24 protein-coding genes, 1 tRNA gene, 2 pseudogenes and 1 riboswitch are annotated in these 26,030 nt (G+C 74.7%); of the genes and pseudogenes, 10 read left to right on the top strand and 17 right to left on the bottom strand.

The features are described 5' to 3' along the window. Positions 1-129: 129 nt before the first annotated feature. The 5 genes from CG736_RS27935 to CG736_RS27915 all read right to left on the bottom strand — a co-directional run bounded on the left by CG736_RS27935 (position 130) and on the right by CG736_RS27915 (position 2,542). Entirely contained in the window at positions 130-345 is a 216-nt protein-coding gene (locus CG736_RS27935; protein ID WP_100588937.1) for a hypothetical protein, read from the bottom strand. Between the two features lie 169 nt (positions 346-514). After that, positions 515-700, bottom strand: a complete 186-nt coding sequence (locus tag CG736_RS27930; RefSeq protein WP_100588936.1) for a hypothetical protein — start codon at positions 698-700, stop codon at positions 515-517. 31 nt (positions 701-731) lie between these two features. After that, a complete protein-coding gene (locus CG736_RS27925; protein ID WP_043915534.1) occupies positions 732-1,310 on the bottom strand; it encodes a TetR-like C-terminal domain-containing protein in 579 nt (192 codons plus the stop codon). Continuing rightward, positions 1,310-2,131 carry an alpha/beta fold hydrolase gene (locus CG736_RS27920; protein ID WP_100588935.1) on the bottom strand — a complete coding sequence of 274 codons (822 nt, stop codon included), beginning with the start codon at positions 2,129-2,131 and terminating at the stop codon, positions 1,310-1,312. The genes CG736_RS27925 and CG736_RS27920 overlap by 1 nt, the downstream gene beginning before the upstream one ends. Positions 2,132-2,251: 120 nt before the next feature. Then, positions 2,252-2,542, bottom strand: coding sequence for a YiaA/YiaB family inner membrane protein (locus tag CG736_RS27915; protein WP_100588934.1), 291 nt, complete (start codon positions 2,540-2,542; stop codon positions 2,252-2,254). A 216-nt stretch (positions 2,543-2,758) separates the two neighbouring features. Then, positions 2,759-2,922: riboswitch (cyclic di-AMP (ydaO/yuaA leader) on the top strand. 10 nt (positions 2,923-2,932) lie between these two features. On the opposite strand from CG736_RS27915, the gene CG736_RS27910 reads away from it, so the two are divergent. Then, positions 2,933-3,694, top strand: a complete 762-nt coding sequence (locus CG736_RS27910; protein ID WP_232734230.1) for a M23 family metallopeptidase — start codon at positions 2,933-2,935, stop codon at positions 3,692-3,694. A gap of 9 nt (positions 3,695-3,703) precedes the next feature. Here the strand turns inward: CG736_RS27910 and CG736_RS27905 are convergent, their stop codons facing one another. Then, positions 3,704-4,195, bottom strand: a complete 492-nt coding sequence (locus CG736_RS27905; RefSeq protein WP_100588933.1) for a DUF3995 domain-containing protein — start codon at positions 4,193-4,195, stop codon at positions 3,704-3,706. Positions 4,196-4,310: 115 nt separating this feature from the next. Further along, positions 4,311-5,123 (bottom strand): hypothetical protein, encoded by an 813-nt coding sequence (locus tag CG736_RS27900; protein WP_100588932.1) that lies wholly within the window; start codon positions 5,121-5,123, stop codon positions 4,311-4,313. 50 nt (positions 5,124-5,173) lie between these two features. On the opposite strand from CG736_RS27900, the gene CG736_RS27895 reads away from it, so the two are divergent. The 3 genes from CG736_RS27895 (at position 5,174) to CG736_RS27885 (ending at position 7,364) form a co-directional block, all read left to right on the top strand. Next, complete coding sequence (locus tag CG736_RS27895) at positions 5,174-5,740, top strand: GNAT family N-acetyltransferase (protein WP_100588931.1); 567 nt, start codon at positions 5,174-5,176, stop codon at positions 5,738-5,740. Between the two features lie 118 nt (positions 5,741-5,858). Then, a complete protein-coding gene (locus CG736_RS27890) occupies positions 5,859-6,551 on the top strand; it encodes a sensor domain-containing protein (RefSeq protein WP_100588930.1) in 693 nt (230 codons plus the stop codon). An 84-nt stretch (positions 6,552-6,635) separates the two neighbouring features. Next, a complete protein-coding gene (locus tag CG736_RS27885; RefSeq protein ID WP_100588929.1) occupies positions 6,636-7,364 on the top strand; it encodes a class I SAM-dependent methyltransferase in 729 nt (242 codons plus the stop codon). Positions 7,365-7,371: 7 nt separating this feature from the next. Here the strand turns inward: CG736_RS27885 and CG736_RS27880 are convergent, their stop codons facing one another. After that, positions 7,372-7,758: a MerR family transcriptional regulator gene (locus CG736_RS27880; protein WP_100588928.1), complete on the bottom strand. Its 387-nt coding sequence runs from the start codon at positions 7,756-7,758 to the stop codon at positions 7,372-7,374. 65 nt (positions 7,759-7,823) lie between these two features. On the opposite strand from CG736_RS27880, the gene CG736_RS27875 reads away from it, so the two are divergent. Further along, positions 7,824-9,023, top strand: a complete 1,200-nt coding sequence (locus tag CG736_RS27875) for an MFS transporter (RefSeq protein WP_100588927.1) — start codon at positions 7,824-7,826, stop codon at positions 9,021-9,023. Positions 9,024-9,380: 357 nt separating this feature from the next. Here CG736_RS27875 and CG736_RS27870 read toward each other — a convergent pair. From CG736_RS27870 to CG736_RS27840, 7 genes and pseudogenes are all read right to left on the bottom strand, one after another. Further along, positions 9,381-9,454, bottom strand: a tRNA-Met gene (locus CG736_RS27870). Between the two features lie 103 nt (positions 9,455-9,557). Continuing rightward, positions 9,558-10,796, bottom strand: a complete 1,239-nt coding sequence (locus CG736_RS27865) for a PrsW family intramembrane metalloprotease (RefSeq protein WP_157815761.1) — start codon at positions 10,794-10,796, stop codon at positions 9,558-9,560. A 161-nt stretch (positions 10,797-10,957) separates the two neighbouring features. Further along, positions 10,958-11,154: pseudogene (locus CG736_RS27860) on the bottom strand (Txe/YoeB family addiction module toxin). After that, positions 11,151-11,408 (bottom strand): type II toxin-antitoxin system Phd/YefM family antitoxin, encoded by a 258-nt coding sequence (locus tag CG736_RS27855; protein WP_100588925.1) that lies wholly within the window; start codon positions 11,406-11,408, stop codon positions 11,151-11,153. The pseudogene CG736_RS27860 and the gene CG736_RS27855 overlap by 4 nt, the downstream one beginning before the upstream one ends. Before the next feature lie 95 nt (positions 11,409-11,503). After that, entirely contained in the window at positions 11,504-12,334 is an 831-nt protein-coding gene (trmB, locus tag CG736_RS27850) for a tRNA (guanosine(46)-N7)-methyltransferase TrmB (protein ID WP_100588924.1), read from the bottom strand. A gap of 93 nt (positions 12,335-12,427) precedes the next feature. Then, positions 12,428-13,630 (bottom strand): L-2-hydroxyglutarate oxidase, encoded by a 1,203-nt coding sequence (gene lhgO / locus CG736_RS27845; RefSeq protein ID WP_100588923.1) that lies wholly within the window; start codon positions 13,628-13,630, stop codon positions 12,428-12,430. Positions 13,631-13,641: 11 nt separating this feature from the next. Next, on the bottom strand, positions 13,642-15,057 hold the full coding sequence (locus CG736_RS27840; RefSeq protein ID WP_100588922.1) for an MFS transporter: 1,416 nt from the start codon (positions 15,055-15,057) through the stop codon (positions 13,642-13,644). 655 nt (positions 15,058-15,712) lie between these two features. Here CG736_RS27840 and CG736_RS27835 point away from each other — a divergent pair. From CG736_RS27835 to CG736_RS27825, 3 genes are all read left to right on the top strand, one after another. After that, positions 15,713-17,824 (top strand): asparagine synthase-related protein, encoded by a 2,112-nt coding sequence (locus tag CG736_RS27835; protein WP_100589085.1) that lies wholly within the window; start codon positions 15,713-15,715, stop codon positions 17,822-17,824. 45 nt (positions 17,825-17,869) lie between these two features. Continuing rightward, on the top strand, positions 17,870-18,358 hold the full coding sequence (locus tag CG736_RS27830; RefSeq protein WP_100588921.1) for a universal stress protein: 489 nt from the start codon (positions 17,870-17,872) through the stop codon (positions 18,356-18,358). 89 nt (positions 18,359-18,447) lie between these two features. Next, positions 18,448-19,143 carry a DsbA family oxidoreductase gene (locus CG736_RS27825; RefSeq protein WP_043915550.1) on the top strand — a complete coding sequence of 232 codons (696 nt, stop codon included), beginning with the start codon at positions 18,448-18,450 and terminating at the stop codon, positions 19,141-19,143. A gap of 36 nt (positions 19,144-19,179) precedes the next feature. Here the strand turns inward: CG736_RS27825 and CG736_RS27820 are convergent, their stop codons facing one another. After that, complete coding sequence (locus CG736_RS27820) at positions 19,180-21,132, bottom strand: sigma-70 family RNA polymerase sigma factor (protein WP_232734228.1); 1,953 nt, start codon at positions 21,130-21,132, stop codon at positions 19,180-19,182. A 342-nt stretch (positions 21,133-21,474) separates the two neighbouring features. After that, the gene (locus CG736_RS27815) at positions 21,475-22,266 is read right to left on the bottom strand and encodes a TetR/AcrR family transcriptional regulator (RefSeq protein WP_100588919.1); all 792 of its coding nucleotides are present in this window, start codon (positions 22,264-22,266) and stop codon (positions 21,475-21,477) included. 446 nt (positions 22,267-22,712) lie between these two features. Here CG736_RS27815 and CG736_RS27810 point away from each other — a divergent pair, with 446 nt between their 5' ends. After that, positions 22,713-24,056, top strand: coding sequence for an NAD(P)/FAD-dependent oxidoreductase (locus tag CG736_RS27810; RefSeq protein ID WP_304528227.1), 1,344 nt, complete (start codon positions 22,713-22,715; stop codon positions 24,054-24,056). A gap of 240 nt (positions 24,057-24,296) precedes the next feature. Beyond that, a pseudogene (locus CG736_RS27805) lies at positions 24,297-25,532 on the top strand (PP2C family protein-serine/threonine phosphatase); the annotation flags it as partial. Positions 25,533-26,030 lie beyond the last annotated feature (498 nt).

Here is a 26,030-nt window from a genome sequence, read left to right as displayed (position 1 = left end):
TTCAGAGCGCGCCAATATCGGACAGAACCGGCAGGGCCGGATGTCCGAAAGTCGACCGGTCGATGGCCGGAAGACAACATGCCATTGACCGACCGGAGTTCACGCTCCGTCACATTCGACGGGCGACGACTACTGGCCGTCGACCTCGCCGTACGACGGCTGCTCCTTCGCCGCCACCGGCCGCAGCGAGCGCAGCCCCCGGGCCACCGCGGAGCAGCGGGCCAGCACCGCCCCCCACCGCTCCGGCCCGGGCTCGACGGCCCGCGCGACGGGCGCCGACCCGTCCGGGGCGGTCCGCGGGGCCGGGATCAGTCCCGTGCGGGTGTGCTGAGTCGCCTGCGACATTGCGCTGTCCTCCGTGCTTGTCGGTCACACCGTGGAAGTTCTCTACGCGGTATGACTTCCCGACCGAAGGACAGTGTTACGCACCGGTGGTGACAGAACGGTGGTGGACCGGTTGCGAAAAGGTGTGGAGGGGCGCGCACGGGGGGCGTGTGCGCAGGTGGGGCTGCTGTCAGGCGGGTGTGCCGTCCTCCTGGACGTTCTCGGCGAGCGGCCGGTCCGGGGCGGAGAGGGTGTCGGTGTGCGGGGTGGTGCCGCCCGCGTGCTCGTGGGTGGCGTGCGCCGCGCTGGGCGCGGTGAGCGAGGCGACCACGCCGACGGCGAGCGAGGCAAAGGCGAGCAGGCTGCGCTTCTTCATACCGGGTAGAACGCGCCCGACCCCCCTCAGGTCACGCCGTCCGCCCGCCCGGCCAGTCGGCGAGGCCGTCGACCACGACCCCGATCAGCCGCTCCAGCGTCACGTCCCGGCCCTCGGCGAGCTGGAACGCCCCCGCCGTGGTCAACGAGGCGTACCCGTGGGCCACGGCACGCAGCGTGCGCGCGGCGTGCACCGCCTCGGACCCCTCCAGGCCGTACCCGCGCAGGACGGCGAACAGCACGTTCACCAGCCGCTCGCCGGCCGCGGTGAGCTCCGGATCGGGGTCGGGGGCCTGCGGCAGTGCGGCGTAGCGCCGCGGGAACCCGGTGGCGTACCCGGCGTACGCGGTGAGCAGGGCGGCGACCGCCTCGTCGCGGGAGTGGCCGAGGACGGCGGCGGCCAGGTGGTCGGTGAGGTCGTCGAGGGTGCGGACGGCGACCAGGCGGCGCAGTTCGGGCAGGCCCCCGGCGACGTGCTTGTACAGCGAGGGGGTGGCGACCCCGGCCCTGGCGGCGACGGCGGCCAGGGTGAGCGTCTCGGCGCCCTGGGCGTCGATCAGGTCGAGGGCGTGGTCCACCACCGCGGTGGGGGAGAGTCCGGCGCGGGCCATCAGCGGGCGACCTCGTTCAGGAAGGGGAGCAGGGCGTCGGCGACCGCCTGCGGGTGGCTGGCCATCGGGTAGTGGCCGGCGTTCTCGATCATCACCTTACGGCCGCGCAGCGCGGCGGCCTGCCGGTCGGCGATCAGCCCGGGGTCCGGGAAGTCGGGGTCCTTGCTGCCCATCAGTACCAGCGCGGGGACCTCGACGGCCTCGCACCAGCCGACCGGCGCGGAGTCGCCCTTGAGGTAGCCGCGCAGCGCTGCCTTGCGGGCGGGCTCGCGCAGCATCTCGGCGAGGCCGGCCCGGTAGGCGTCGAAGTCGGCGGGTCGCTCGGTCGGGTAGTAGAACTTCTGCAGCGCGCTCCACAGGCCCGGGAACGCGGAGACCAGCGGGGCGGCCAGCCCGAACATCGCCTTCTGGAAGCCGTTCAGCGGGAGGTTCTCGATGAAGGCGTCGATCAGCACCACCCCGGCGGTGCGCCCGGGGGCGAGTCCGGCCGCGCGGACCACCGTGGCGCCGGTGTACGAGCTGCCGGCCAGGACGGCGCCGCGCAGGTCGAGGTGGTCGAGCAGGGCGACCAGGTCCTCGGCGATCGCGGCCGGGGAGTGGTCGGTGAAGCCGGTGGAGGACTCGCCGAGGCCGCGCAGGTCCATGGTGATCACCCGGTGTCCGGCGGCGGTCAGCAGCGGGACGAGGTGCCGGTAGGCGGCGCGCTTGTCGAGCATGCCGGGCAGCAGGACCACCGGGACGCCGTCGCCGGGGGTGTCGTCGTAGGCGATCCGGCCGCCGGTGACGTCGAGGTACCGGGTGGTGCCGAGGGTGCTGTTCATGGTGGGCCTCCTGGGCGGCGGGTGCGGTGCGCCGGGCACTGGAGGCCCGGCCGACTGCCGATAGCCATAAAGCTAAGGCTAATAGCCTTAGCCGTCAAGCGGGGGCGGCCGGCCGGGTCGTCAGATGTTCTCCACCTTGAACGGGTCGTGCTCGGCGAGCAGCTTCTCCAGCCGGGCCTGGTCCACCCGGCTGGTGATCGCGCCCTCCTCCTGGCGGTCCCGGACCACCTTGGCCAGCGTGAACGCGGAAGTGATCACGTACAGCACGCCGACGGCCAGGAAGGCGCGCATCCAGGCGCTCACCGGCAGGTAGGCGATCCCGATGGTGAGGGCGATGGCGGCCAGCGCGAAGGAGGCGGCGGCCTGCAGGAAGTAGGCGGCGGTGGTCCGGTGCGGCACGGTTGCGGTCATGGCATCAGGGTCGCGCCGGCCCGGGGGCGGGGCGTGAGTACGGATACTCAACCGTGCGGTCACCATCCGTCAGGTACGGCCTGGTGAATCGTCATAAATCGCCCATAGGGCGTCAGGAAATCTTCACCGTCTCCCGGGAGGAGCTTGGAATCATGGGGTCCATAGGATTAACGTTTGATAACGCAGCGCGGTCGGCAACGCCGTAACCATGCGGCACCGTGCGCCACGCCTAATCCACTTGGGCACGCCTTTCGGGGCGTCCCAGGAGCCGGGGAACCACGTTCCACCGGGGTGAATCGGGACGGCCCTGGGCCCGACCGTAGGAGACCTTCCACCTCCGAACCCGTCAGCTAACCCGGTCGGCGGCAGGGAAGGAAGGAGCACGCCCCCGTGGCGTCGACCTACACCGAGAGCACCGGCACCCAGCTGCTCGACCACCCGGTCGAGCCGGAAGCCGCCCGGCACCGGCTGCCCCGCCAGTCCCGCGCCGGCGCGCCCCTGCTGGGCGTCACCGCGATGACCGCCGCGCTCAGCGCCACCGGACTCGCCCCCGCGCAGGCCGCCGCCCCGGTGCCCGTCACCGCCGCCGACGAGGTCTCCGACGGACTGCTCGCCGCCGACCCCGGCCTCGCCCTCGCCGCCCGCATCCAGCAGCAGGCCGACGGCCAGCGCACCTCCGCCGACGAATCCGCCCGGCTCGCCGCCGCCCAGGACGCCGAGGCCAAGCGCGCCGCCCAGCAGGCCGAGGCCGAACGGGACGCGCACACCCTGCCGGTGGCCGGCTACCAGCTGACCGCGCACTTCGCCCAGGCCGGCTCGCACTGGGCGCACCTGCACACCGGCCTGGACTTCGCCGCCCGCACCGGCACCCCCGTCGCCGCCGTCGCCGGAGGCACCGTCACCTCGGCGGGCTGGTCCGGCCCCTACGGCTACCGGGTCATCCAGACCCTCCCCGACGGCACCGAACTCTGGTACTGCCACCTCTCCCGGATCGTCACCGCCTCCGGCCCGGTCGCCCCCGGCGCCGTGCTCGGCGCGGTCGGCGCCACCGGCAACGTCACCGGCCCGCACCTGCACCTGGAGGTCCGCCCCGGCGGCGGCGCCCCGGTCGACCCGCTGCCCTGGCTCCAGCAGCTCGGCCTGCAGCCGTAACTCCCGCGCTCACCGACGGCCGTCGTCTCCCGGCAGGAGTCGGCGGCCGAACACCGTGCACCCGAACAGCACCCCGCCGGCCAGGAAGAACGGCTCGTACAGCAGCGTCGCGAAGCGGGCCGTCGCGGCCGGCTCCGCCACCGGGCGGTGACCCTCCGCCGCCGGCGCCGCCCAGTCCGGCACGGACGGCGCGGCGTGCACGATCAGCACCACCGCCGTGCCCCGCGCGGCCCGCAGCAGCCCGCGGGCCGGCAGCCGCCTGCCCCACGGCCGCACCAGCGCCAGGGCCGCGAGCGGTGTCGTGACGACGTCGGTCACCAGCAGCGGCGTGTTGTCCAGCACCGACAGGCCGCCCGGCAGCCCGGCCCGGCCGCCCAGCAGCCAGTACAGGTGCACCAGGGCGAAGCCGGCCGACCAGAACGCGGCGGCCAGGGCGGCGACCCGCCGGAACGACGGGCGCAGGCCGGCCGCGGCGGCGCCGGCGGGAGTCACGATGTCCATGGCTCCACCCCGGCCCGGCGGCCCCGCCCCGCGGATCGTCCGGACGGCCGCGGCTGATGGATCACCAGGACGATCCCCGGGTCCTCCGAGCGGCGGACCCGACGGGCCGGAATCCTCAGTACACCTCGGGGGCCAGCTCCGGGAACTCCTCCAGCAGCAGCCGGGCCAGCCCCGGCACCGTCCACTCGCCGCACAGGTCGATCGCGGCCTGCGCCACCGCCTCCTCGAACTCCTCGAACTCCCCGGCGAGTTCGTCCGGCATCGGCAGACCCCGAGCGGTCAGCTCCGCCAGGTTGCGGTAGCTGCGCCGCATCAGGCCCTGCTCCAGCAGCCGGCGCGCGCCGTCCGTGGACACCCCGACCAGCAGCGCCCGCTCCGGGCCCCAGCCGCCGTCCGGCGCCACGCCCGGCACCCGCTCGTACGCGGCGAAGCGCTCCTCGACGTCCAGCGCCCGGAACTCCTCCAGCCAGCCCCGCACCCGGTCGAGGTCCTCCACCGGCACGCCGTCCGCGCGCAGCAGCAGGGCGTACAGCCTGGGCCAGGTCAGCAGGTCGGACCGGAGCAGCAGCGAGTCCACCAGCACCTCGCCCTGCCAGTCGGTCTCCTCGCGCAGCTTCTCCAGCCGCTTGGCGTTCAGCCGCCGCGCCGCCCGCTGCCACTCGATCAGCAGCCGCACCGCCGCCGGGTACGCCCGGGCGTCGCCGTCCGGCTGGACGTACAGGTGCAGCTGCTCGTACAGCAGGTGTTCCAGCACCGGCGAGGTCAGCTCCGGGAAACCGTCGTGCATCCGGGCGCCGCCCAGCTCCAGCAGCGTCAGGACGGTTCGCACCGCGGGCTCGGGTACCGCCTCCAAACCCTCCTCGGCGGCCCACTCCAGCAGGTCGGCGGCTCGGGTACGGGGGAGCAGGTGCAGGTCTTCGTCGTCCACCCAGGTACGGTAGCCGGTCCGCGCGGGGCCGCCCGGTAGGGTCGGGCGCCATGGAAACCGTCCGGCTGACCGGCCCCCGGCTCACCCTGCGGGAGTACCGCCACACCCCCGAGGAAGTCGCCGCGCTGCACGCCGTCCACGGCGACCCCCGGACCGTCCGCCATCTCCCGTTCGACGCCGCCGACTTCGAGGAGTGCGCCGACCAGATCGAGCTCTACCTCGACGAGGCCGAAGCGGAACCCCGGCAGCACTACCGGCTGGCCGTCGACGACGCCGCGGGCGAACCGATCGGCCAGGCCGCCCTCACCCGCGAGGGCGAGCACGCCGCCCAGCTCGGCTGCGCGCTGCGCCCCGACATCTGGGGCTGCGGCCACGCCGGGGAGGTCACCGCGCTGCTGTGCGCGCTCGGCTTCGACACCCTCGGCCTGCACCGGCTGTTCGCCCGCACCGACCCGGCCAACCCGGCCGCCGCCCGGGTGCTGGTCAGGGCGGGCTTCCGGTACGAGGGCCGGATCCGCGCCGAGTCCCACTGGGGCGGCAGCTGGCACGACGCGCTCCAGTACTCGCTGCTCGCCCCCGAATGGCGGGCCCTGGCCACCCCCGGAGCCGGGGGATAACCCCACCCCGAACTCGGCAGCAGGCCTCATACCGGCGACCGGGTCCGGTGCGGCACCTTTGAAGGGTGCCCGGCACCGCCGACCGGCGGCGCCGACCCCGACCACCGAAGGACCGCGGATGTCCACCGCTGCGTACCGTGCCACCACCGGCGACCACTCCATCCGGCCCGGGTTCTGGCGCGCCCCGATCTCCCGGGCAGGCTTCCGGGAGCTCGGCTTCGCGCTCAGCGGCCTGCCCGTCGCCATACTCGGCTTCTCCGTCGTCGTCACACTGTTCAGCACCGGCCTCGGCCTCGCCGTCACCATGCTCGGCCTGCCCGTGCTCGCCCTGCTGACGATCGCCGGCCGCGGCTTCGGCGCCGCCGAACGCTTCCGGATCCGCACCATGCTCGACCTCGACCTGCCCGACCCGCGCGAGGTGACGGCCCGCCGGGAGGGCGTCTGGGGCGCGATCACCGCCCGGCTCGCCGACCCGGTCGGCTGGAAGGGCGCGCTCTACCAGTTCGTCATGTTCCCCTGGGCGATCCTCAGCTTCGCGCTCTCCACCGTCTTCTTCACCGTCGGCTGGGCGCTCCTGCTGTTCCCCGCCTACCAGTGGGTGTTCGGCCGCTACACCGACTGGGACGGCTACCGGGTCGCCAACTGGACGGACTCGCACGGCGTCCACCACGTCTACGACATCATCTCGCCGTTCCAGATCGCCGGCGTCAGCCTGGTCGGCCTGCTCTTCGTCCTGCTCACTCCGCAGCTGGTCCACGCCCTCAACGGCGCCAACCGCCTCGCCGCCCGCGCCCTGCTGGCCGGCCGCTGAACATGCGACACCGCCGGGCCCGTGGTCGGATGACCACGGGCCCGGGCCGCACCCCGGGCCCGTCGGACGTCCGGAGGACCACCGATGTGCCCGGTCAGCAGCACCCGCCCCGCACACCGGCGCGGGCCGGCCGCCCCGCCCGTGCTGATCAGCTCCCGGCCGCTCGACGAGTACTGCGGCTACTTCGGCCTCACCCGCGCCGACCTGAGCCGTCTGCCCGGCCCGCTGCTGGACTGCCCCGGCGGGGCCGCCGCGTTCGCCGCGGAGGCCCGCGCGCTCGGCTGCGAGGTGGTCGCCGCCGACCCCGGCTACGCGCTCGGCCCGCGCCGCCTCGCCGAACTCGCCGCCGCCGGCCGCGACACCATGGCCGGCGCCATCCGCCGCGACCCCGCCCACCACCTTCCCCGCGGCCGGCACGGCCGGCGCCGCCCCGACAAGTACCTCCGCAGCTGGGACCGCGCCCGCCGCCTGTTCGTGGCCGACGCCGCCGCCCACCCCGGGCACTACCCGGCCGCCGAGCTGCCCCGACTCCCGTTCGCCGACGGCAGCTTCGCCCTCACCCTCAGCTCCTACCTGGTCTTCGCCTACCCGGCGCTGTTCACCCCCGCCGACCAGTTCCGGGCCCTGCGCGAACTCGCCCGGGTCACCGCCCCCGACGGCGAGGTCCGGATCTTCCCGCTCCACGACCACACCGGCAGCCGCTGCCCGCACCTCACCGAACTCCGCGCGGCGCTCCGCCACCACGGGATCGCCAGCCGGGTGCTGACCACCACCCCCGCCCACCGCATCCTGCTGCTGCACCCGCCCCGATGAGGGCCCGTCAGCAGGCCTCGACCGGCGCGGGGGCGTCCCGCAACGAGCGCACCGCGCGCAGGTAGGCGCCCACCGCGTCCCGGCTGCGGGACAGGCACTCCACCCGGTCGGTCAGCTGCCGGTGCTCGTGCTCCAGCGCGGCCAGCGTCTCCGGGGTGGCGCCGCGGACGTGGTACTGGCCGCTCGTCAGGCAGGGCAGCACCTCCCGGATGGTGCGGGTGGACAGGCCCGAGTCCAGCAGCGAACGGATCTGCCGGACGCGCTCCACCAGCGCGTCGTCGTACTCCCGGTAGCCGTTCGCCGAACGCTCCGGCTTCAGCAGGCCCTGCTCCTCGTAGTAGCGCAGCAGCCGGGGCGAGGCCCCCGCCCGGTCCGCCAGCTCACCGATCCGCATCCGCTTCTCCCGCCCGTCGGAAGGACTTGACCTTCACATCGATGTGAGGGTTCGAGGATAGCGGCATGACCGCGACCCGCACCGTACTTCCTTCCCCTGCTACGCCCGTGACCAGCAGTCATGGCCTGCGCTGGTCCCCCCTGCTGGCCCTCGCCACCGCCGCCTTCCTGGGCATCGTCACCGAGGCGCTGCCCGCCGGCGTCCTCCCCGAGATGGCCCACGACCTGCGGGTCGGCGAATCCGCGATGGGCCAGTCGCTCACCGGCTACGCCCTCGCCACCGGACTCTCCGCGATCCCGCTCGCCCGGGCCACCGCCCGCTGGAACCGCAAGCGCCTGGTGCTCGCCGCCGTCGCCGTCCTGCTGGTCGCCAACGCCGTCACCGCACTCTCCCCGTCCTACCCGCTCACCATGGCCGCCCGGATCGCCGGCGGCGTCGCCGTCGCCGCGATCTGGGCCGAACTCGTCGGCTACGCCCGCCGGTTGACGCCGCCGCAACTGCACGGCCGGGCGATCGCCGTCACCGGCATCGGCGTCCCGCTCGCACTCTCCCTCGGCATCCCGCTCGGCACCTGGTCCGGCCGGCTGATCGGCTGGCGGCCCACCTTCGGACTGGTCGCCGTCCTGGCCGCCGCCCTGCTGGTGTGGATCGCCGCCGCCGTCCCCGGCGCCCCCGGCCGGCGCTCCGGCCGCGCCGAACCCCTCCTCGGCGTGCTGCGGCTGCCCGGCGTCCGACCCGTGCTGTTCGTGGTCGCCGCGTTCGTCCTCGCCCACAACGTGCTCTACACCTACATCGCCGCGCTGCTCGACGACTACGGCCTGACCGACCGCCGCGACCTGGTGCTGCTGGTCCTCGGCATCGCCTCGGTCGCCGGACTCGCCGTCACCGGCGCCCTGGTCGACCGGCGGCTGCGCCACCTCACGCTCGCCGCCACCGCCGCCGTCCTCGCCGCCCTCGGACTCCTGCTGCTGCCCGCACCCGCCGCACCCCTGGTGCTGCTCGCCGCCGCACTCTGGGGCCTCGGCTGGGGCGCCGTCCCCCCGCTGTTCCAGACCGCCGCCGCAGACGCGGGCGGCGACCGCGCCCAGACCCTGCTGGTCGCCACCTGGAACACCGCGATGGGCCTCGGCGGCGCCGTCGGCGGACTCCTGCTCGACCTGGCCGGCCCCGGCGCCTTCCCCTGGTTCGCCCTCGCCCTGCTGCTGCCCGTCCTCGCCGTCGCGGCCCTGGCCCGCCGTCACGGCTTCCCGCCGAAGCGCCCCTGAAAAGCCCCCGGAGAACGCAGACGGCCCGTGGGCTGCTTCCTCGGGCCGGGCCCCGCTGGAACGGGGACGGCGATCGAGGCACCGGGGATGTACCGGTGAGCCCACGGGCCGGGTGACTGCTGGGAATTAGCCTGAGCCGGAGGCCGAACGGCCTCACCACTGCACAGGCAGGGGCGGCTCTAGCGAGCAGCCACCTCACGCATCCTGAAAGAACTCAACTCAGGATCACCTCCTTTCAGTGTGCCGCCAGCGTAGGCACCCCCGCCGAAGCGGGCAACGGATTTATTCGCCGAGAATCTCCGCCGGTACGACGAAGGGCCCGGAGGCGATGCCTCCGGGCCCTTCGTTGCTACTGAGTAGCGGGGACAGGATTTGAACCTGCGACCTCTGGGTTATGAGCCCAGCGAGCTACCGAGCTGCTCCACCCCGCGTCGGTGAACACGACTCTACGTGAGTCCCACCGGAAAGGGAAATCCGTTTCCCGCGGAGACCCGTGCAGGTCAGCCGGGGCTGGTGCGCGGGTCGGTGCGCGGGTCAGCCGGGGCCGGTGGGTTGGCGGGTGCGACGCGTCTGCGCCCACACCGCGAAACAGACCAGCGCCGCGAAGCACGGCACCATCACCAGGCCGTACACCAGCAGGAAACCGTCGGTGCCCAGCCCGGCCGCCGCGTTCCACACCCCGTGCAGGCCCATCGCCAGCAGCAGACCCGCCGGAGCGCCCAGCCGGGCCGCCCAACGGCGGCCGGTGGTCAGCGTCACCGCGAGACCGATGCCGGCCAGCGCGGTGAACAGCGGATGCGCGAACGGCGACAGCAGCGCCCGCAGCACGAAGGTGTGCACCGTCCCGTCGAAGTCCCGCAGGCTCGGCGTCCGTCCCAGCCCGATCGCGTCCAGCCGGGCCTGCCGGTCCGCGGTGAACGCCCGACCCAGGTAGAGCGCGTTCTCGGTGAACGCGAACCCGGACGCCGTCACCCCGCCCAGCACCGCCCCCGCCGCCAGCGTGCGCGGCCGTGAACGGGCCCGCTGCCGCCCGGCCGGGGCCGGCCGGAACAGTGCCGCCGGACGCTCCGGGGCGCCCCGTCGGCGGCGCAACCGCCGCCGCCGCAGCCGCCGCAGGCGGCCGGGGGGCCGGGCGGGCTCGTCGTGCTGCCGCCGCAACGGCAGCAGCAGCATCAGCAGCGCCGAGCCCTTCGCCACCTCCTCGATCAGCGGCGTCGCGAACTCCGAGCCCCAGGTCTCCCCGCGCGCGCCCCGGTGGGCGATCAGGAAATCGCTCGCCCAGCCGTTCGCCAGGATCGCCACCGTGGTCGCCGCACAGGCCCCCCACGCCAGACAGAACAGCGTGTGCCGGATCGGCACCCGCGCGGTCTGGTTCAGCCACGCCAGCGACCCCAGCACGAACGGCAACGGCAGCAGCGCCAGCCCCAGACCCACCAGCAACCCGGCCGTCCCGGTCTGACGCTGCACCAGGTGCAGGATCAGCACCCCCGACCCGGCCAACGCCAGCGCCACCACCGCCGAGGACACCGCCGGCCGCCGCAGCGGCCACAACCGGCGCGCCAACGACGGAACGGCCCGCACCGCGCGGGCGCCGCGCTGACCCGGAATCCGCCCGACCGCCGACAACCGCATCCGGGACAGCCCACCGGACCGGTGCGCCCCCGGCTCCGGGAACGATCGGGCACCGGTGGGGGACGGCGGTGGATCGGCGGCCATGGCGGCGGCCCCTACAGGCAGGCTGGGGGAGGCCTTGCCGCCGGGCGGACTGCTCACCCGCAGAAGCGTAGGGGAATGCTCCGCTCGCAGGGGAGTGGCGAGAACAATCCGTACAGCCGGGGTGACGGTCCGTCAGCAAGGCGAAACGGCGGACGCCGCCTCCCCGTTGTTCCTACCCTGCCCACCCCCGCCGGGAACGCGCCCGCCGCCTGCCGTCGTCAACTCTCGTAGTGGTAGCGGCACTGCGCGATCAGTACGGAATCGTCGGTGGCCTTGTGGATCAGTCGGTGCTCGTCGTCGATCCGCCGCGACCAGTACCCCTGGAAGCCGTGCTTCAGTGGTCCGGTCTGCCGATTTCCTGGGCCTGCCACCACAGGTAGTCCTCCCAGACGCGGGAGGCGAAGACGACCTTCACTCGGGATCCGCCGGCTCCCGCACGCTGCCGCCGCCGTTCTCCAGCTCATCGATGGAGGCCAGCAGGCGTCGTGCGTTCGCGGGGCTGCGCAGCAGGTGGGCCGTCTCCTTCAAGGACTCGTAGTCCTCCAGCGGGACGATGACGACCGGCTCGTGCCCGGCGCGGGTGATCACCATCTCCTCGCGGTCGTCGACGACGGCGTCGAGCACCTCGGCATACCGGGCGCGGAACTCCGAGTACGACATGGTCTTCACGGTCCACCTCCTGCGTACAGAAAACCGTACGCAGGACGCCTGGGGCTCTCACGCCTCATTCGCCGCAGGGACGATTCGGCAGGCCGTGACGCGTCTCAGCGGCGGCGGAACAGGACGTCGTGCACCACGTGGCCCTTGGCCAGGCCGGCCCGCTCGAACTTGGTCACCGGGCGCCACTCGGGGCGCGGCGCGTAGCCCGGCACGCTGCCCGCCGGGTGGTCCTCCGGCTCCAGCCACGGCGAACCGTCGCCCTCCCGGTGCAGGTTCTCCAGCTCCGGCGACGCCTCCAGGACGGCGAGCATCTGCTCCGCGTACGGCTCCCAGTCGGTCGCGCAGTGCACCAGCGCGCCGGGGGCCAGTCGCGGCAGCACCAGCTCCAGGAACGACTCCTGGAGCAGCCGGCGCTTGTGGTGCTTCGGCTTCGGCCACGGGTCCGGGAAGTACACCCGCAGACCCGCCAGCGACGCGTCCGGCAGCATGTCGCGCAGCAGGATCACCGCGTCGCCCGCCGCGAGCCGGACGTTCTCCGAACCGTCCCGCTCCAGGAACTGCAGCAGGTTGCCGTGGCCCGGGGTGTGGACGTCCGCCGCGAGGATCCCCGCCGACGGGTCGGCGGCGGCCATCGCGGCCGTGGTGTCGCCCATCCCGAAGCCGATCTCCAGCGTCACCGGTCGGCCGCCGAACATCGCCGGCAGATCCAGCGGGGTGCCGTCGATGGCATGGCCGAAACGCTCCCAGCCGCGGTCCAGCGCACCCGCCTGCGCCTTGGTCATCCGACCACGACGCGGCTGGAAACTGCGGATCCGCTGCTCACGGTGCTGGGCCTCGGTGGCCTTGTGCGGGTACATCGGCGCGGGGTACGCCGCCGGAGCGGCGGACAGCCGGGCCGAGGCGGGCAACTGGGGGCTGGGGGCGGAGGAGGTCACAATCGCACCAGTCTACGGGAGGCGAAAATTCGGCACGGGCGGGTGCGAAACCAGTGCGAGTGCCACCTGCCCGCGCCCCTGGTGGTGCTCTCCTCACTCCGCTGCAGCCACGGCCCGGCGGGCCACCTCCCGGCCGATGGCCAGGGAGGCTGTCGCCGCCGGCGAGGGTGCGTTGAGGACGTGGACGATGCGGCCGGTGCCGGCGAAGGCGAAGTCGTCGAGGAGGGTGCCGTCGCGGGTGACGGCCTGGGCGCGGACGCCGGCGGCGGTGGGGAGGAGGTCGGCTTCGGTGACGGCGGGCAGGAGGCGGCGGACGGCGGTGGTGAAGGCGCGCTTGGAGAGGGAGCGGTGGAGTTCGCCGAGTTCGTAGCGCCAGTGCCGGCGGGCGATCGTCCAGGTGCCGGGGAAGCGGACCGTCTCGGCGAGGTCGCGGAGGTCGACGGTGCGCCAGTCGTAGCCCTCGCGGGCCAGGGCCGGAACGGCGTTCGGGCCGACGTGGACGTCGCCGTGGATGCCGCGGGTGAGGTGGACGCCGAGGAACGGGAACGCCGGGTCGGGGACGGGGTAGACCAGGCCGCGGACCAGTGCGCGGCGGGCGGGCGCGAGTTCGTAGTACTCGCCGCGGAAGGGGACGATCCGGACGCCGGGGTCGTCGCCGGCCAGCCGGGCGATCCGGTCGCTGTGGAGTCCGGCGCAGTTGACCAGCGCCGCGCAGCGGATCTCGCCGGTGGGCGTGGTGACGGTGACCCCGTCGGCACGTCGGGCGATGTCCAGGACCGGGGTGGCGAGCCGGAGTTCGGCGCCGCGTTCGCCCGCGAGGGCGGCGTAGCGGTGGGCGACCGCGGTGTAGTCGCAGATGCCGGTGGTGGCGAGGTGCAGGCCGGCGAGGCCGGTGATCTCGGGTTCGTGCTCGCGGATGCCGGCGGGGTCGAGTTCGAGCAGGGGGATGCCGTTGGCCCGGCCGCGTTCGGCGAGCGCGGCGAGGCGGGGGAGTTCGGCCTCCTCGGTGGCGACGACGAGTTTGCCGGTGACTTCGTGGGCGATGCCCTGGTCGCGGCAGAACTCGACCATTTCGCGGGCGCCCTCGGTGGCGTAGCGGGCCTTGAGGGAGCCGGGCCGGTAGTAGACGCCGCTGTGGACGACTCCGCTGTTGCGTCCGGTCTGGTGGAGGGCGAGGGCGCTCTCCTTCTCCAGCACCGTGACGGTGGTGCCGGGGTGGGCATGGGTGAGCGCGTACGCGGTGGACAGTCCGACGATGCCGCCGCCGACCACCAGGACCCGGACGTCGTGCTTCAAGCCCGCACCCCTCAGCCGGTGGTGAGGACCAGGCGGGCTCGTTCGGTGAGCTCCTTGACCCGCTGCTCGTTCTGGTAGGGCTCCAGGCGGCGCAGCAACTCGACCACGTACTCGCGGCTGCGGTGCGAGGAGATCCGCCCGGCGACCTCGACGGCGCGCTCGCCGGCGGCGACGGCCGCGTCCAGGTCGCCGGCCTCGGCCTCGGCCATCGCGGAGACGATCAGGCGCAGGCCGTGCGAGCGGACGAAGCCCTCGGTGGGGCGGGCCAGTGCCTCGCGGGTGAACTGCCGGACCTTGGACGGCACTCCGAGGTCGCGGAAGCATTCGGCGGCGTCGGCGGCGAGGCGGTCGTAGGCGTAGAAGTCGATCCAGGTCGGGTCGGGGTCGCCCGGGCGGGCCCGGTCCAGCGCGGCTTCGGCGGCGGACAGTGCGCTGCCGCAGGCGGGGGCGTTGCCGGCCTTGGCGTGCGCGCGGGCCTCGACCAGGTGGAAGAAGCTCATGGTCCGGGCCGTCGCCAGGCCGCGGTTGCGCTCCAGGGCGGCCTGGGCGAGGTCGACGGCCTCGTCCGGGAAGGAGCGGTAGGAGGCCTGCAGGCTCATCGAGGCCAGGACGTACCCGCCGAGCGGGACGTCGCCGGCGGCCCGGGCCAGGCGCAGCGCCTGGATGTAGTAGCGCTGGGCGGCCTCGTGCTGGCCGGTGTCGAAGGCCATCCACCCGGCCAGCCTGGTCAGTTCGGCGGTGGCGCCGAACAGCGCCCGGCCGACCGCGTCGCTGTACGAGGCGAGCAGCAGCGGGGCGGCCTCCACCCGCAGGCACTCCGGGACCATCGAGGAACGCCAGTCGCCGCCGCCGTACTTGGAGTCCCAGCGGCGGGCCTCCTGGGCGGCCTCGCGGAGTTTGGCGGCGTCCGCGTGGCCGACCCGGTAGCCGGACAGGTCGGGGGGGGTCTCCCGGGCCACCGACCCGTCGGCGGGAGTGATCAGCCAGCGGGAGACGGGGGTGGCGTACGCGGCGACCGAGAAGGTGCCGGCCAGGCTGTCGCTCCACCGGCCGCCGCCGGGGCCGCGCCGCAGGTCCAGGTCGACCCGCCAGAGTTCGGTGGCGGAGCGGACCGCCTCCGGGACTTCGCGCGGGAACTCCAGGCCGAGTTCCGGGGTGGGGTGCGAGTCGGCGAGGCCGATCTCCTCCAGCGGCACCGGGCGGCCGAGCTTGTTGCCGAGCGCGGTGGCGATCAGGTGCGGCACCGGGCGCTGCGGGACCATCCCCTTGGTCACCCAGCGGGCCACCGAGGTCTTGTCGTAGCGGAGGGTCAGGCCGCGCTGCGCGCCGAGGTCGTTGACCCGGCGGGCGAGCCCGGCGTTGCTGATCTGGGCGAGCGCGAGGAGGGCGCCGAGCCGGTCGTTCGGCCCTCGTGAGCTGACGGTCATGGTGGCGGTGGCACCCCCTGGCGACGTCGTGCGCGGATGGCGGCGAGTCGCGACGGCAGCAGCACGCCACCGGACTGCTTGCACCTAGCGTAGTCGCCCGCGTTCCCACGGTTAAGAGGCCGCATTCCGGTTGGCGGGAACGCGCTGCGTCCGCGGCGGGCGGCCGGGCGCCCGCCGAGTGTCCCGCGGGCACCTGCCGGACGCCCGTGCTCCGGTCCCGTGCCCGTGTGCGCCATCCGTGCTCCCTGGCCGCATCGGCAGGTGGGCGATTCGCTGGTGCCTGTGGATCGGCCCGCCGTCGAGGACCCGGCGGGCCGGGGGAAACGCTGCCTCAATCCCCGCGGGCAGCGGCGCGTCCGGGAGGGCATGCGGATGCCCTCCCGGGTCGTGCGACGGCTTTCGGCCATTCTCGGCCGCATCGCGGCGTCCACGGACCATTCCCGCGCCGCTCTGTCCGGCCACCGGCCGTACCCCGGACGGGAGTTCGAGGACCCGCACGGCCCGGGCCCCGGAGGGGGTGGCCCGGTCCGTGCGCCCCGCCGGGAACGCCCGGCCCGTTTCCGCCCCACCGGTGGCACGATGTCTCCTGACGGTGCGCCAATTTCCCTCACATCACCGGATGTTCGCCGCGCACCCGAAGCACCACGGAGGCGCGATGCGGTGGCTCACCGGCTGGAGCGGCCCGGCCGCCGACCCGGCGCTCGCCGCGGTCCGGCCGATCGCCGGGACCCTGCTCTGGGGCGGCCCCGACCCGCTCTGGGCGGTCGGCGACTGGCGCCCCGACGAACTGCGCCTCGCCGTGCTCCGCCCCGGCGCCCCCGCCGCCGTCCGCGGCGGACTCGACCCGCGCGACCCCGCCGACCGCACCGACCGGGACACGCCCGCCACCCTGCGGCTCGCCGTCGCCGGCCGCTGCGGCGCCACCGACCGCGAACTCGCCGACGGCCTGGCCGCCGCCCGCGGCGGTGCACTGCGCCACCTCACCCACTGGCCCGGCAGCTACACCGTCGTCCTGCGGACCGGCACCCGCTCCACCGTGCTGCTCACCGACCTGGCCGGCGTCCAACCGGTCTTCCACACCCCGTTCGCCGGCGGCACCGCCTACGCCACCGCCGCCCTGCCGCTGGCCGACCTGGTCGGCGCACCCCTGGACGCCGGCCACCTGGCGGCCCGCCTCGCCACCCCCGAGACGCCCGAGGCGCTCGGCGACCGCACCCCGTTCCGGGGCGTGCGCCGGGTCCCGCCCGGCCACGCGCTCGGCATCCGCGGCGGCCGCGCCCACCACACCGCCCACCCCGACGAACCCGTCGAGGCCCCGGCCGAGGCCCCCGCCGTCCGCGAACTCACCCGCGCCCTGCTGGAAGCCGTCCGCTGCCGGGTCCGCGCCACCACGCCCGGCGACCGCTCGCGGCTCGGGGTCGACCTCTCCTACGGCACCGGGTCCGCCACCGTCGCCCTGCTGGCCGCCGCCGTCCCGCTGCCCGCCGGCGCCCAGCCCGGGGCCGCGCTCGAACGGCCCGCCGCCCGCACCGGCGCCGTCCGCGGCTCCTGGGCCCGCGGCGCCGACGGGCGCCCCGAGCCCGAGACCCTGCCCGCCGTCACCCTCGGCGAGGCCGACGGACTGGCGCTCGCCGTGCACGCACCGCGGCTGCGCCACGTCGTCGTCCCGCCCGTCCTCCCGTACGCCGGGCTCGCCGACCCTCCCCCGGCCCGGGGGGCCGGGTGGTACCCCCAAGCCGGCCCGCTCACCGACGAACCCGGCCCGGCGCTGCTGTGCGCCGCCCGGTACACCGCCCTGCACCGGGCCGGCGGCGCCGACCAGCTCACCGGCCACGGTGCCCGGCAGGTGCTCGACGGGCACCCCGCCAGGCTCGCCGACCTGCTCCGCTCCGGCCGCCCGCTCCACCTGCTCGCCCCGATCGCCGCCCTGGCCGGCGCCGACCGCTCCACCTCCGGCACCCTCACCGGCGCCCTGCACACCCCCGTCACCGTGCTGCGCGCCGCCCGTCGCCTGGCCCGCACCCGCCAGGCCGACGCGCTCGACGACCTCGCCCTGCGCCTGATGCTCCGGCAGGAGCCGGGCGGGCCCGGCACCATGGGCCGGGCGACCGCCGCCGAACTCACCTGGCACCGGGCCGGCCCGGCCGCCCACCTGCTCGCCGACGAGCCCCTCGCCGCGCTCGCCCAGCACCTGCGCACCGCCGCCCGCGACGGCACCCCCACCGAACCGCCCGGCGCCCGCCGCGCCCGCCTCGCCCTGCACCGGCACGCCGCCCACTACCGCACCCTGGTGCACGCCACCGAGCAGCACGGCCAGCGACTGCACGCGCCGTTCCTCGACAACCAGGTGGTCCGCGCCGCCCGCCTGCTCCCCGACGACGTCCGCCTGCAACCCGGCGCCCGGCCCGCCCTGCTGGCCGCCGTCCTGGCCGGCGCCGGCCGCACCGACCTGCCCGCCGACTGGGGCCGCGCCGCCGGATCCGACCCGCACGGCCCCGCCCGGGACGGCCTGCGCGCCGCCGCCCCCGCACTCGTCGAGCTGCTCGACCGCCCGCTGCTCGGTGAGGCCGGACTGATCGACGTCCCCGCCGTCCGCAAGACCCTCGCCGCCGCCACCGACCCCGCGCAGGACGCCCCGCCGGCCACCCTCGCCGCGCTCGCCGAGCTGATCGCCGTCGAACTCTGGCTGCGCCGCCTGGCCGCCCGCCGCCCCGGCTCCGCCTGGACCGGCCTGCCCGCCCCGCGCCGCACCGCCCTGGAGACCTGAGCGTGCCTGCCCGGCCCGCGCCGGGCGGCCGGATAGCGTCGCGCCATGACCCTCCCCGTCAGCACCGACGCCCCGCCGCCCGGCACCGCGATCCTCAACGCGTGCGACGGCTCCGACGCCTCGCTCTGGGCGCTCGACCGGGCGATGACCGAGGCGGAGGCGCACCGCCTCCCGCTGCACGTGCTCGCCGTGGTCAACCCCTCGCCCACCGGCTACCCGCCGGGCATGGCCGACCTGGTCCAGGAGAGCGTCCAGCGCCTCACCGCCAGCATGTCGGACGGCCTGCGCCGGGCCGTCGACACCGTCCAGGCCGCCCGCCCCCGCCCGTACGCCGGGCAGCTCACCCTGCACGTGCTGCTCGGCAACGTGGTGGACGTGCTGCTCCAGGCCGCGAACGGGCGGCACACCCTGGTGCTCGGCACCCGCGGCAACGGCGGCTTCGCCCGGCTGCTGCTCGGCTCGGTCAGCACCGCCGCCGTCCACCACGCCGGCTGCCCGGTGCTGGTGGTCCCGGCCCCCGTGGAGGACGCCTGAGCAGGAATGACGGCGAACAATTGAGCGTTCGTCCTGTCGACCCGGGCCGCCCGGCCGCCGTGAACCACCCCGACAGGAGCCCGCCCGCCATGAAGGTCGAAATCTACTCGGACATCGCCTGCCCCTGGTGCTACGTCGGAAAGCGGCGCTTCGAGCAGGCCCTGGAGCGCTTCGAGGGCAAGGACGGCGTCGAGGTGGTCTTCCGCCCCTACCAGCTGGTGCCGGACGCGCCCGAGCAGGCCCGCCCGCACCGCGAGTGGCTCGCCGAGCGCTACGGGCCGCAGTCCCTCGCCATGGACGCCCGGATCACCGAGGTCGGCAAGACCCTCGGCATCGACTACGACTTCGACGCCGCGCTGGAGGTCAACACCCTCCGCGCCCACCGCCTGCTGCACCTCGCCGAAACCGAGTACGGCCCCGCCGTGCAGGCCGCCCTCAAGGAGCGCCTGCTGAAGGCCCACTTCTCCGAGGGCGTGAACGTCGGAGACGTCGAGGCGCTGGCCGACCTCGCCGCCGAGACCGGCATCGACCGCGAGCGCGCCGCCGCCTACCTGGCCGGCGACGAGGGCGAGGCCGAGACGCTCGACCAGCTCGCCGAGGCCCGCGCGATCGGCGTCACCGCCGTCCCCACCTTCGTCTTCGAGGGCCAGTGGGCCGTCCAGGGCGGCCAGGAGGCCGACACCTTCCTCCAGGTCCTGCGCCAGGTCGAGGCCGAGACCGCCCGGCAGCTCACCCCGATCGCCCCGGCCGGAGACGCCTGCGCGGACGGCAGCTGCCAGATCTGAGCCGCGCCGGCCCCGCCTGCTGCGCCGGTCCGGCCGTCAGCAGGTGAGGCCGGCCTGGGCCCAGTCCGCCAGGTCGAGCACCGGGCCGGAGCCGTGGGCCGCCGTGACCACCAGCCGGATCGAGTGCTGGCCGTCCAGCGACGCGTGCACCGGGACGGGCTTGTCGTCCGCGGACAACTCGCCGGAACTCCACAGCACTTCACCGTTGTCGCCCTGCACCGAGAAGACCGCCCGGCCGAACGTCGGCCCGAAGTCGTCCAGTCCGGCGACGGCGTCGAACGACCGACAGCTGCGGTTCAGGTCGATGGTCACCCGCGACGGCACCTGCACCGCCAGCACGTGCCGGTAGTAGTCGCCCCGCATCCACGCACCGGGCCGCTGCAGCGCGAACCCGGCGCCGCGGATGGTCGGCGTGTCCGCGGGAGCGTGCCCGCGGTCCGTCGGCAGCTTCTCCAACCAGAACCGGCTGACCGCGGTGACGGTCGGGCTCGGCGAGGGCGTCGGGCTCGGCGGCGGCGTCGAGGCCGGCGGCTCCGGGTCGGGTGCCCGGGGCGTCGTGGCGACCGGCGCCGCGGGCAGGGCCGGGCTCGGCGACTGCGACGGCGACGAGCCGGCCTTCGGCGTCGGACCCGGGGTCCGCGACGGCGACGGCGACGGCACCTGCGACGGGGCCGACGAGGGCGCCGGCTCCGGGCCGGCCGGCGGCGGCACCGGCGTCGGGGCGTCCGGCACCGCGCTGATCGGCGCCGGCGGCGCGGCCACCGGCGGCTTCGGCTCGGGCGAACCGGTGAGCGCGAACGCGGCGACGGCCGCCGCGGCCACCGCGATGCCCGCGGCGATCCCGGCCTTCCCGACCGTGCCGACGCCCTTCCCGGCAGCCGCGGCCGCCCCGCCGCCACCGGACGAGCCGCCCGCCACGGCCGTCCCGCCGGCCACCGCACCCGTGACGGCGACCCCGGTGCCGACCGCGGCCGCCGCGGCCGTGAACCAGCCCGCGCCGACCCACAGCAGCGCACCGCCGGGCAGCACCGCCCGCAGACTGTGGTTGATGTCGGCCAGCTCCAGGTACGCGGCCGTGCACCGGGTGCAGTCCTGGACGTGCTTGCCGACCTCCGCCGAGGCCCGCTTGCGCAGCGACCCCCGGGCGTACGCGCCCAGCCGGTTCGCGTACCCGGCGCAGCCCGACTCCTGACTGCCCGACACGTGCGCCTGCAGGAACGCCGCGGCCAGCCGGTCGCGGGCCCGGTGGGCCTGCACGGCCGTCGCGTTGGCGGTCTTGCCCAGCATCACCGCCACCGTCTTCGGCGACTCCCGCTCGACTTCGGTGTGCCAGAGCACCACCCGGTCGTCCTCCGGGAGTTCCGCGTACGCCCGCATCACCATGCGCTGATCGGCCAGCGCCAGCGCCCAGGCGTCCGCACCCGGGTCGGCCAGGTCGAACTCGATCGTGGCGGCGGACCCCTCGGCGAAGGTGGAGAAGTCGTCCACCAGCTGCTCGCGCCGGTCCGACCGCGTCCAGGCCGCCGCGACATTGCGCACCGCCGTCAGAAGGTAGGCGCGGACCGCGAACTCCGGCCCCTTGCCCGCCTTCAACGCCTGCAGGGTACGGGCGAACACCTCGCCCGCGAGGTCCTCGGCGGTGAAGCTGTCCCGGCAGCACGTCCGGGCGTAGCGGCGCACCGCGTCCGCGTGCCGACGGTAGATCTCCTCGTACGCGGTGTCGTCGCCGGCCCGCACCAGAGCGGTCAACTCGGCGTCCGAGGCCGGGCGTTCACCGTCCACCGGATCGGCCGGCGGAGGCACCGTGGCGCGCACCGCGAGCTCCTCGGGAAGGAACGCCTCCGGCAGCACCCCGCCCTGCCCGGCGGGCGCCTGGCCCGGCACCCGGCCGGTCAGCGACTCCCGGGCGGGGCTTCCGCTCTGGTCCGGGACCTGTGCACCCAGCCCGGAACCGAACTCCCCGGCCTCGCCCTGCTCCTCCGGACTCACCTGGCACCGCCCTGTCGCACGGCACGCGACACGGGCCGCTCCTCGAAGTCGACGGCGATCACGGTACGCAACGGGACAATGGCTCCAACCACGGGCAAAGAATGGCATAGCGCAGCGACCACCGGTAGCCGCCCGGACCCGGACCCACTCTTCCGTGCCGCCGCTCGCCGAGGTGTTCGGGGACACGACGGCGCAAGTGCCGCGCGTACCCGGACAGTTCCGTGCGCCGTCCGCCCGACACTGCGCGCCCGGCGGCTCCCGTCACCCGAACGGTGCGCCACCGGCCACCGGCCGGGCCGCCCCGCCCGACCGCCCGCCAACGGCCCTCCCCGCACGACCGGTTCAGACCGAGCGCAGCCCCTGCAACAGGATCTGCAGCAGCCGGCTCCCGGCACTGCCCTCACCGCCGTCCTCGGCCGCGAACGCCGCCGATGCGTGCACCGGCACCGCCGCCGTCAGCACCAGCACCACGTCGGACACCGTCACCCCCGGCCGCAACTCGCCCGCCGCACCCGCCCGGGCCACCAGCGCCGCCACCAGCTGCAGCAGCAGCCGCGGATCCGCGCTCTGCTCGCCGTCGGCCACCGGCGCCCCGGCGAACGCCCGCAGCTCGGCGCCGCGCTGCTCCGGCACCCGGCCGATCTCCTCCGCGTACCGGAACGCCTCCGGCGGCAGCAGCCGGCCCGCGCCCGAAGCGGCGGCCCGCTGCAGGAACCCGGCCAACGCGTCCCACGGCCCGTTCAGCCCGCCGTACAGCGACTCCCGGGCCTGCGCCGTCAGCCAGGACACCTCCTCGGCGGCGATCCGCTGGACCAGCACCTCCTTGCTGGGGAAGCGCCGGTACACCGTGCCGACACCCACCCCGGCACGGCGGGCGACCTCCTCCATCGGCGCCCCGTAACCGAGTTCGCCGAACACCTCGCGCGCGGCCCGAAGCACGCTCTCCAGATTCCGGCGCGCGTCCACCCGCAGCCGCGAACCCGCGCCCCGGCCGGCCTCGCCCGGGCGCTCACCCTGCGGGAACGCGAAACGCTCCCGGTCGCCCGGGCCGCGCTGCTCCGGCACCACGTCCACCGGGGACCTTCCGAACGCCGCACCCGGCGACCGCTCGGCCAACTGCTCCTGCTCCGACATGCCAACCTCCCCCGAGGCACCCCGTCCCGGGCACCCGAACGGTCACTGCGCCCCCTGGTGTGCGCTGTCGACACCGGTCGGTCCGACGTCCGCGCACTACCTTCCCCGGATGGCTCCCGGGCAGTCGCACCGATGCCACCGGGCTCGCAGGTACATGGACCGGCGCCATCGGCGGTCCGAACCACAATCCGACCATAGTTCAAGGAAGTTCGCCGCAGAAGTGGACCACCCGTCGACCCGAACGGGCCGATCCCGCCCCGAGTCCGGACAAAACCACTCCCACCCGGACCGCCGGACCCGCCCACCCACCCGTCGACAGCCCTTCCGCCGAGCGGATTCGGACCGATCCGGCCCGGACTGTGGACAAGACCCCTCCACCCGGTGCGTCATAGGGGGAACGTGAAACGGGTCACAGCCCGAGGGCCGGCCGGAGGTGCCCCATTCGGATCCTGATCATCGGCGGCGGCTGCGCCGGACTGAGCGCCGCGCTGCGCCTCCAGCAGCTGCTGCGGCCCCGGTTGAGGGACCGTCGGATCGACCTCACGATCGTCGAACCCCAGCCGTACCTCACCTTCCAGCCACTGCTGGCCGAGGTCGCCGCCGGCTCCATCGACCCCCGGCACGTGGTCGTCCCGCTGCGCACCGCGCTCCCCGACTGCCGGGTGCTCACCGCCCGCGTCACCAGGATCGACCACGCCGCCCGCACCGCCTGGGTGGACGCCGCCCCGCGCGGCGAACTCCGGCTGCCCACCGAAGTCCCCTACGACGTCCTGGTGATGGCCCCCGGCGCGATCTCCCGCACCGCCCCCGTTCCCGGCCTCGCCGAGCACGGCATGGGCTTCGCCACCGTCGGCGAGGCCGTCGCCCTGCGCAACCACGTCCTGGAACAGCTCGACCTCGCCTCCTCCACCCGCGACCCCGCACTCCGCCAGGCCGCCCTCACCTTCGTCTTCGTCGGCGCCGGCTACGCGGGCGTCGGCGCCCTCGCCGAACTCGAGGACATGGCCCGCACCGCCACCAAGGGCTTCCACAACCTCACCCCCGACGACCTGCGCTGGGTCCTGGTCGAGGCCACCGACCGCATCCTCAGCGAGGAGATCCCCGAACTCGCCACCCACACCCTCGCCGAACTGCGCGAACGCAACATCGACGTCCGGCTCTCCACCACCCTGGAATCCGCCGTGGACCAGGTCATGGTGCTCTCCGACGGCGGCCGGTTCGCCGCGCGCACCCTGGTCTGGACGGCCGGAATCCGCCCCGCCCCCGTCCTCGCCCTCACCGACCTCCCGCTGGACCACGCCGGCCGGATCACCTGCCTGCCCACCCTCCGGATCGCCAACCCCGACGGTAGCCCCCTCGCCGACGCCTGGGCCGCCGGCGACTGCACCGCCGTCCCCGACCAGGGCGGCCAACCCTGCGCCCCCAACGCCCAGCACGCCCTCGCCCAGGCCAAGCTGCTGGCCGAGAACCTGGCCGCCGAACTGGCCGGCCAACCCCTCACCGCCTACCGGCCCGGCGACCCCGCCTGCTCCACCTCGCTCGGCCTGCGCCGGGCCGTCGCCCACACCAGGCGCGGCGCCCGCCTCACCGGCCGGCGCGCCTGGTGGCTGCACCGGGCCCGCCAGCTGCGCCGTCTGCCCAGCCGGGAGCGCCGGGTCCGGGTCCTGATGGACTGGCTGTTCGGCGGCCTGTTCCCGCGCGAGGTGGTCTCGCTCGGCACCATCGAGCACCCCCGCGCCGAGTTCGAGTTGGGGTTCGAGTCCGGGTACACCAACGGCCCCGGCAACTGACCGGCCCCGATCGCCGACCGGCTCCGGCACCCCACGTCGGCCGTACCGAGGTGCACCCCCGGCGCACGCCTGTCGGAACGCGCCGTACCGGGGGCCCGACTTCCGGAATCACCCCGGAGCCTGACAGGATCGACCCATCACGCCACGTACTGCCATGTGTACGCAATGTGATGATCGTATCGGAATCGACTCGTAAGCAGGCACCACCCCCACATCACTTCCCCGAGGAAGCGGCCGACGTTGAACCTCATGCGCTGGAGCGCCCGGCTCACCGGAGCCGCCCGGCTCACCGGAGCCGCTCGGCGGACCGCCCCCGCCGTCGCGGACGAACCCGTCACCGTCCCCGGCCAGCGCGACCCCGCCACCTCCGGCCCCGACGCCCGCGACCCTGAACAGCTCTACGACCTCCGCGACGTCCTGCGCCGCCTCCCCGCCCCCGTCGCCCTCACCCACGGCCCCCACCACCTGCTCGGCTACGCCAACCGCGCCTACCGCGACCTGTTCGGCACCCGCACCCCCGGCCGCCCGGCCGCCGAAGCCCTCCCCGAACTCACCGCGCTCGGCGTACTCCCCCTGCTCGACCAGGTCCTGCGCAGCGGCCGCCAGCGCAGCGTCAAATCCCGCTGCATCCTCGGCCTCGGCGGCAACCGCTACTACAACATCGCCTGCGTCCCGCTCGGCCCCGACGAACACACCACCCCCACCGGCGTCCTGATCTTCGCCACCGAAGTCACCGACCAGGTCCAGGCCGCCGGCCGCCTCCGGGACGCCGAACGCCGTCAACGCGAAGCCGCCGTCACCCTCCAGCACAGCCTGCTCCCGCAGAAACTCGAACAGCCCGCCGACCTCCACGTTGCCGCCACCTACCTGCCCGGCGGAGCCGACGCCGCCGTGGGCGGCGACTGGTACGACGTCATCGCCCTCGGCGGCGGACGCACCGCCCTCGTCATCGGCGACGTCATGGGCCGCGGACTGCGCGCCGCCGCCGTCATGGGTCAGCTCCGTACCGCCGTCCGCGCCTACGCCCGCCTCGACCTCCCGCCGCACGAAGTGATGACCCTGCTCGACGGCCTCGCCATGGAGATCGACGCCAACCAGATCGCCACCTGCACCTACGCCGTCTGGGACCCCGCCACCACCACCCTCGTCTACGCCTCCGCCGGCCACCTCCCCCTCCTGCTCCGCGCCCCCGACGGCACCGTCCTGCACGGCGAGGAACAGAACGGCCCACCCCTCGGCACCGGCGGCGCCGGCCACCTCTCCCACACCCTCCGCCTGCTCCCCGGCACCACCGGCGTCCTCTACACCGACGGCCTGGTCGAACGCCGGGACCAGGACATCGACCAGGGCATCGACCACCTCGCCCGCACCCTCACCGGCCCCGTCGCCGCCCCCGACATCGTCTGCGCCCGCCTGCTCCGCGCCCTCGGCGTCACCGCGGAACACGACGACGACGTCGCCGTCCTGGTCTTCCAGGTGGCCCTTGAACCCGAGCCCGCAAGTGTGTAGAGTTCTTCGAGTTGCCTGACAGGGAGCACCGAGCACGTGTCTGCGTGGACGGTCCCGGGGCGGCCAATCCTCAAGAACCACCCAGTTGATCCGTGCCGGGTCGCGTCTTTTTCGCGTCTCCGTTCGTATTTGCTGTGCGCGTTTTCGGAGATTGCGGCGGATTCGCTTTTCGGAGCGGGGATCGGCTAGAGTTTGAAACGTCGGACAGGCCGTCAGGTCGGGAAGACGAACAGCAAGTCGGATCGAAACTCCGGAAAACGGAGCGGAAAACATCTGATAAGCTGGAAACACGAAAGAACGAAGCGCCCGGAGGGTCGGTCGGAAGGCGGCCCGAAGGAAGTGTCCGTTCCTTGAGAACTCAACAGCGTGCCAAAAGTCAACGCCAGATATGTTGACATCCCCGGCCGGTCCTCTGGATCGGTTGGAGATTCCTTTATGAAGTATCACTAGCGAGGACGCAGTGCG

It is taken from the genome of Kitasatospora sp. CB02891 (genome assembly GCF_002803145.1).
Lineage (GTDB): Bacteria > Actinomycetota > Actinomycetes > Streptomycetales > Streptomycetaceae > Kitasatospora > Kitasatospora griseola.
Note: the sequence above shows the minus strand (reverse complement) of the source record. Positions and strands in the feature narration are given on the sequence as shown.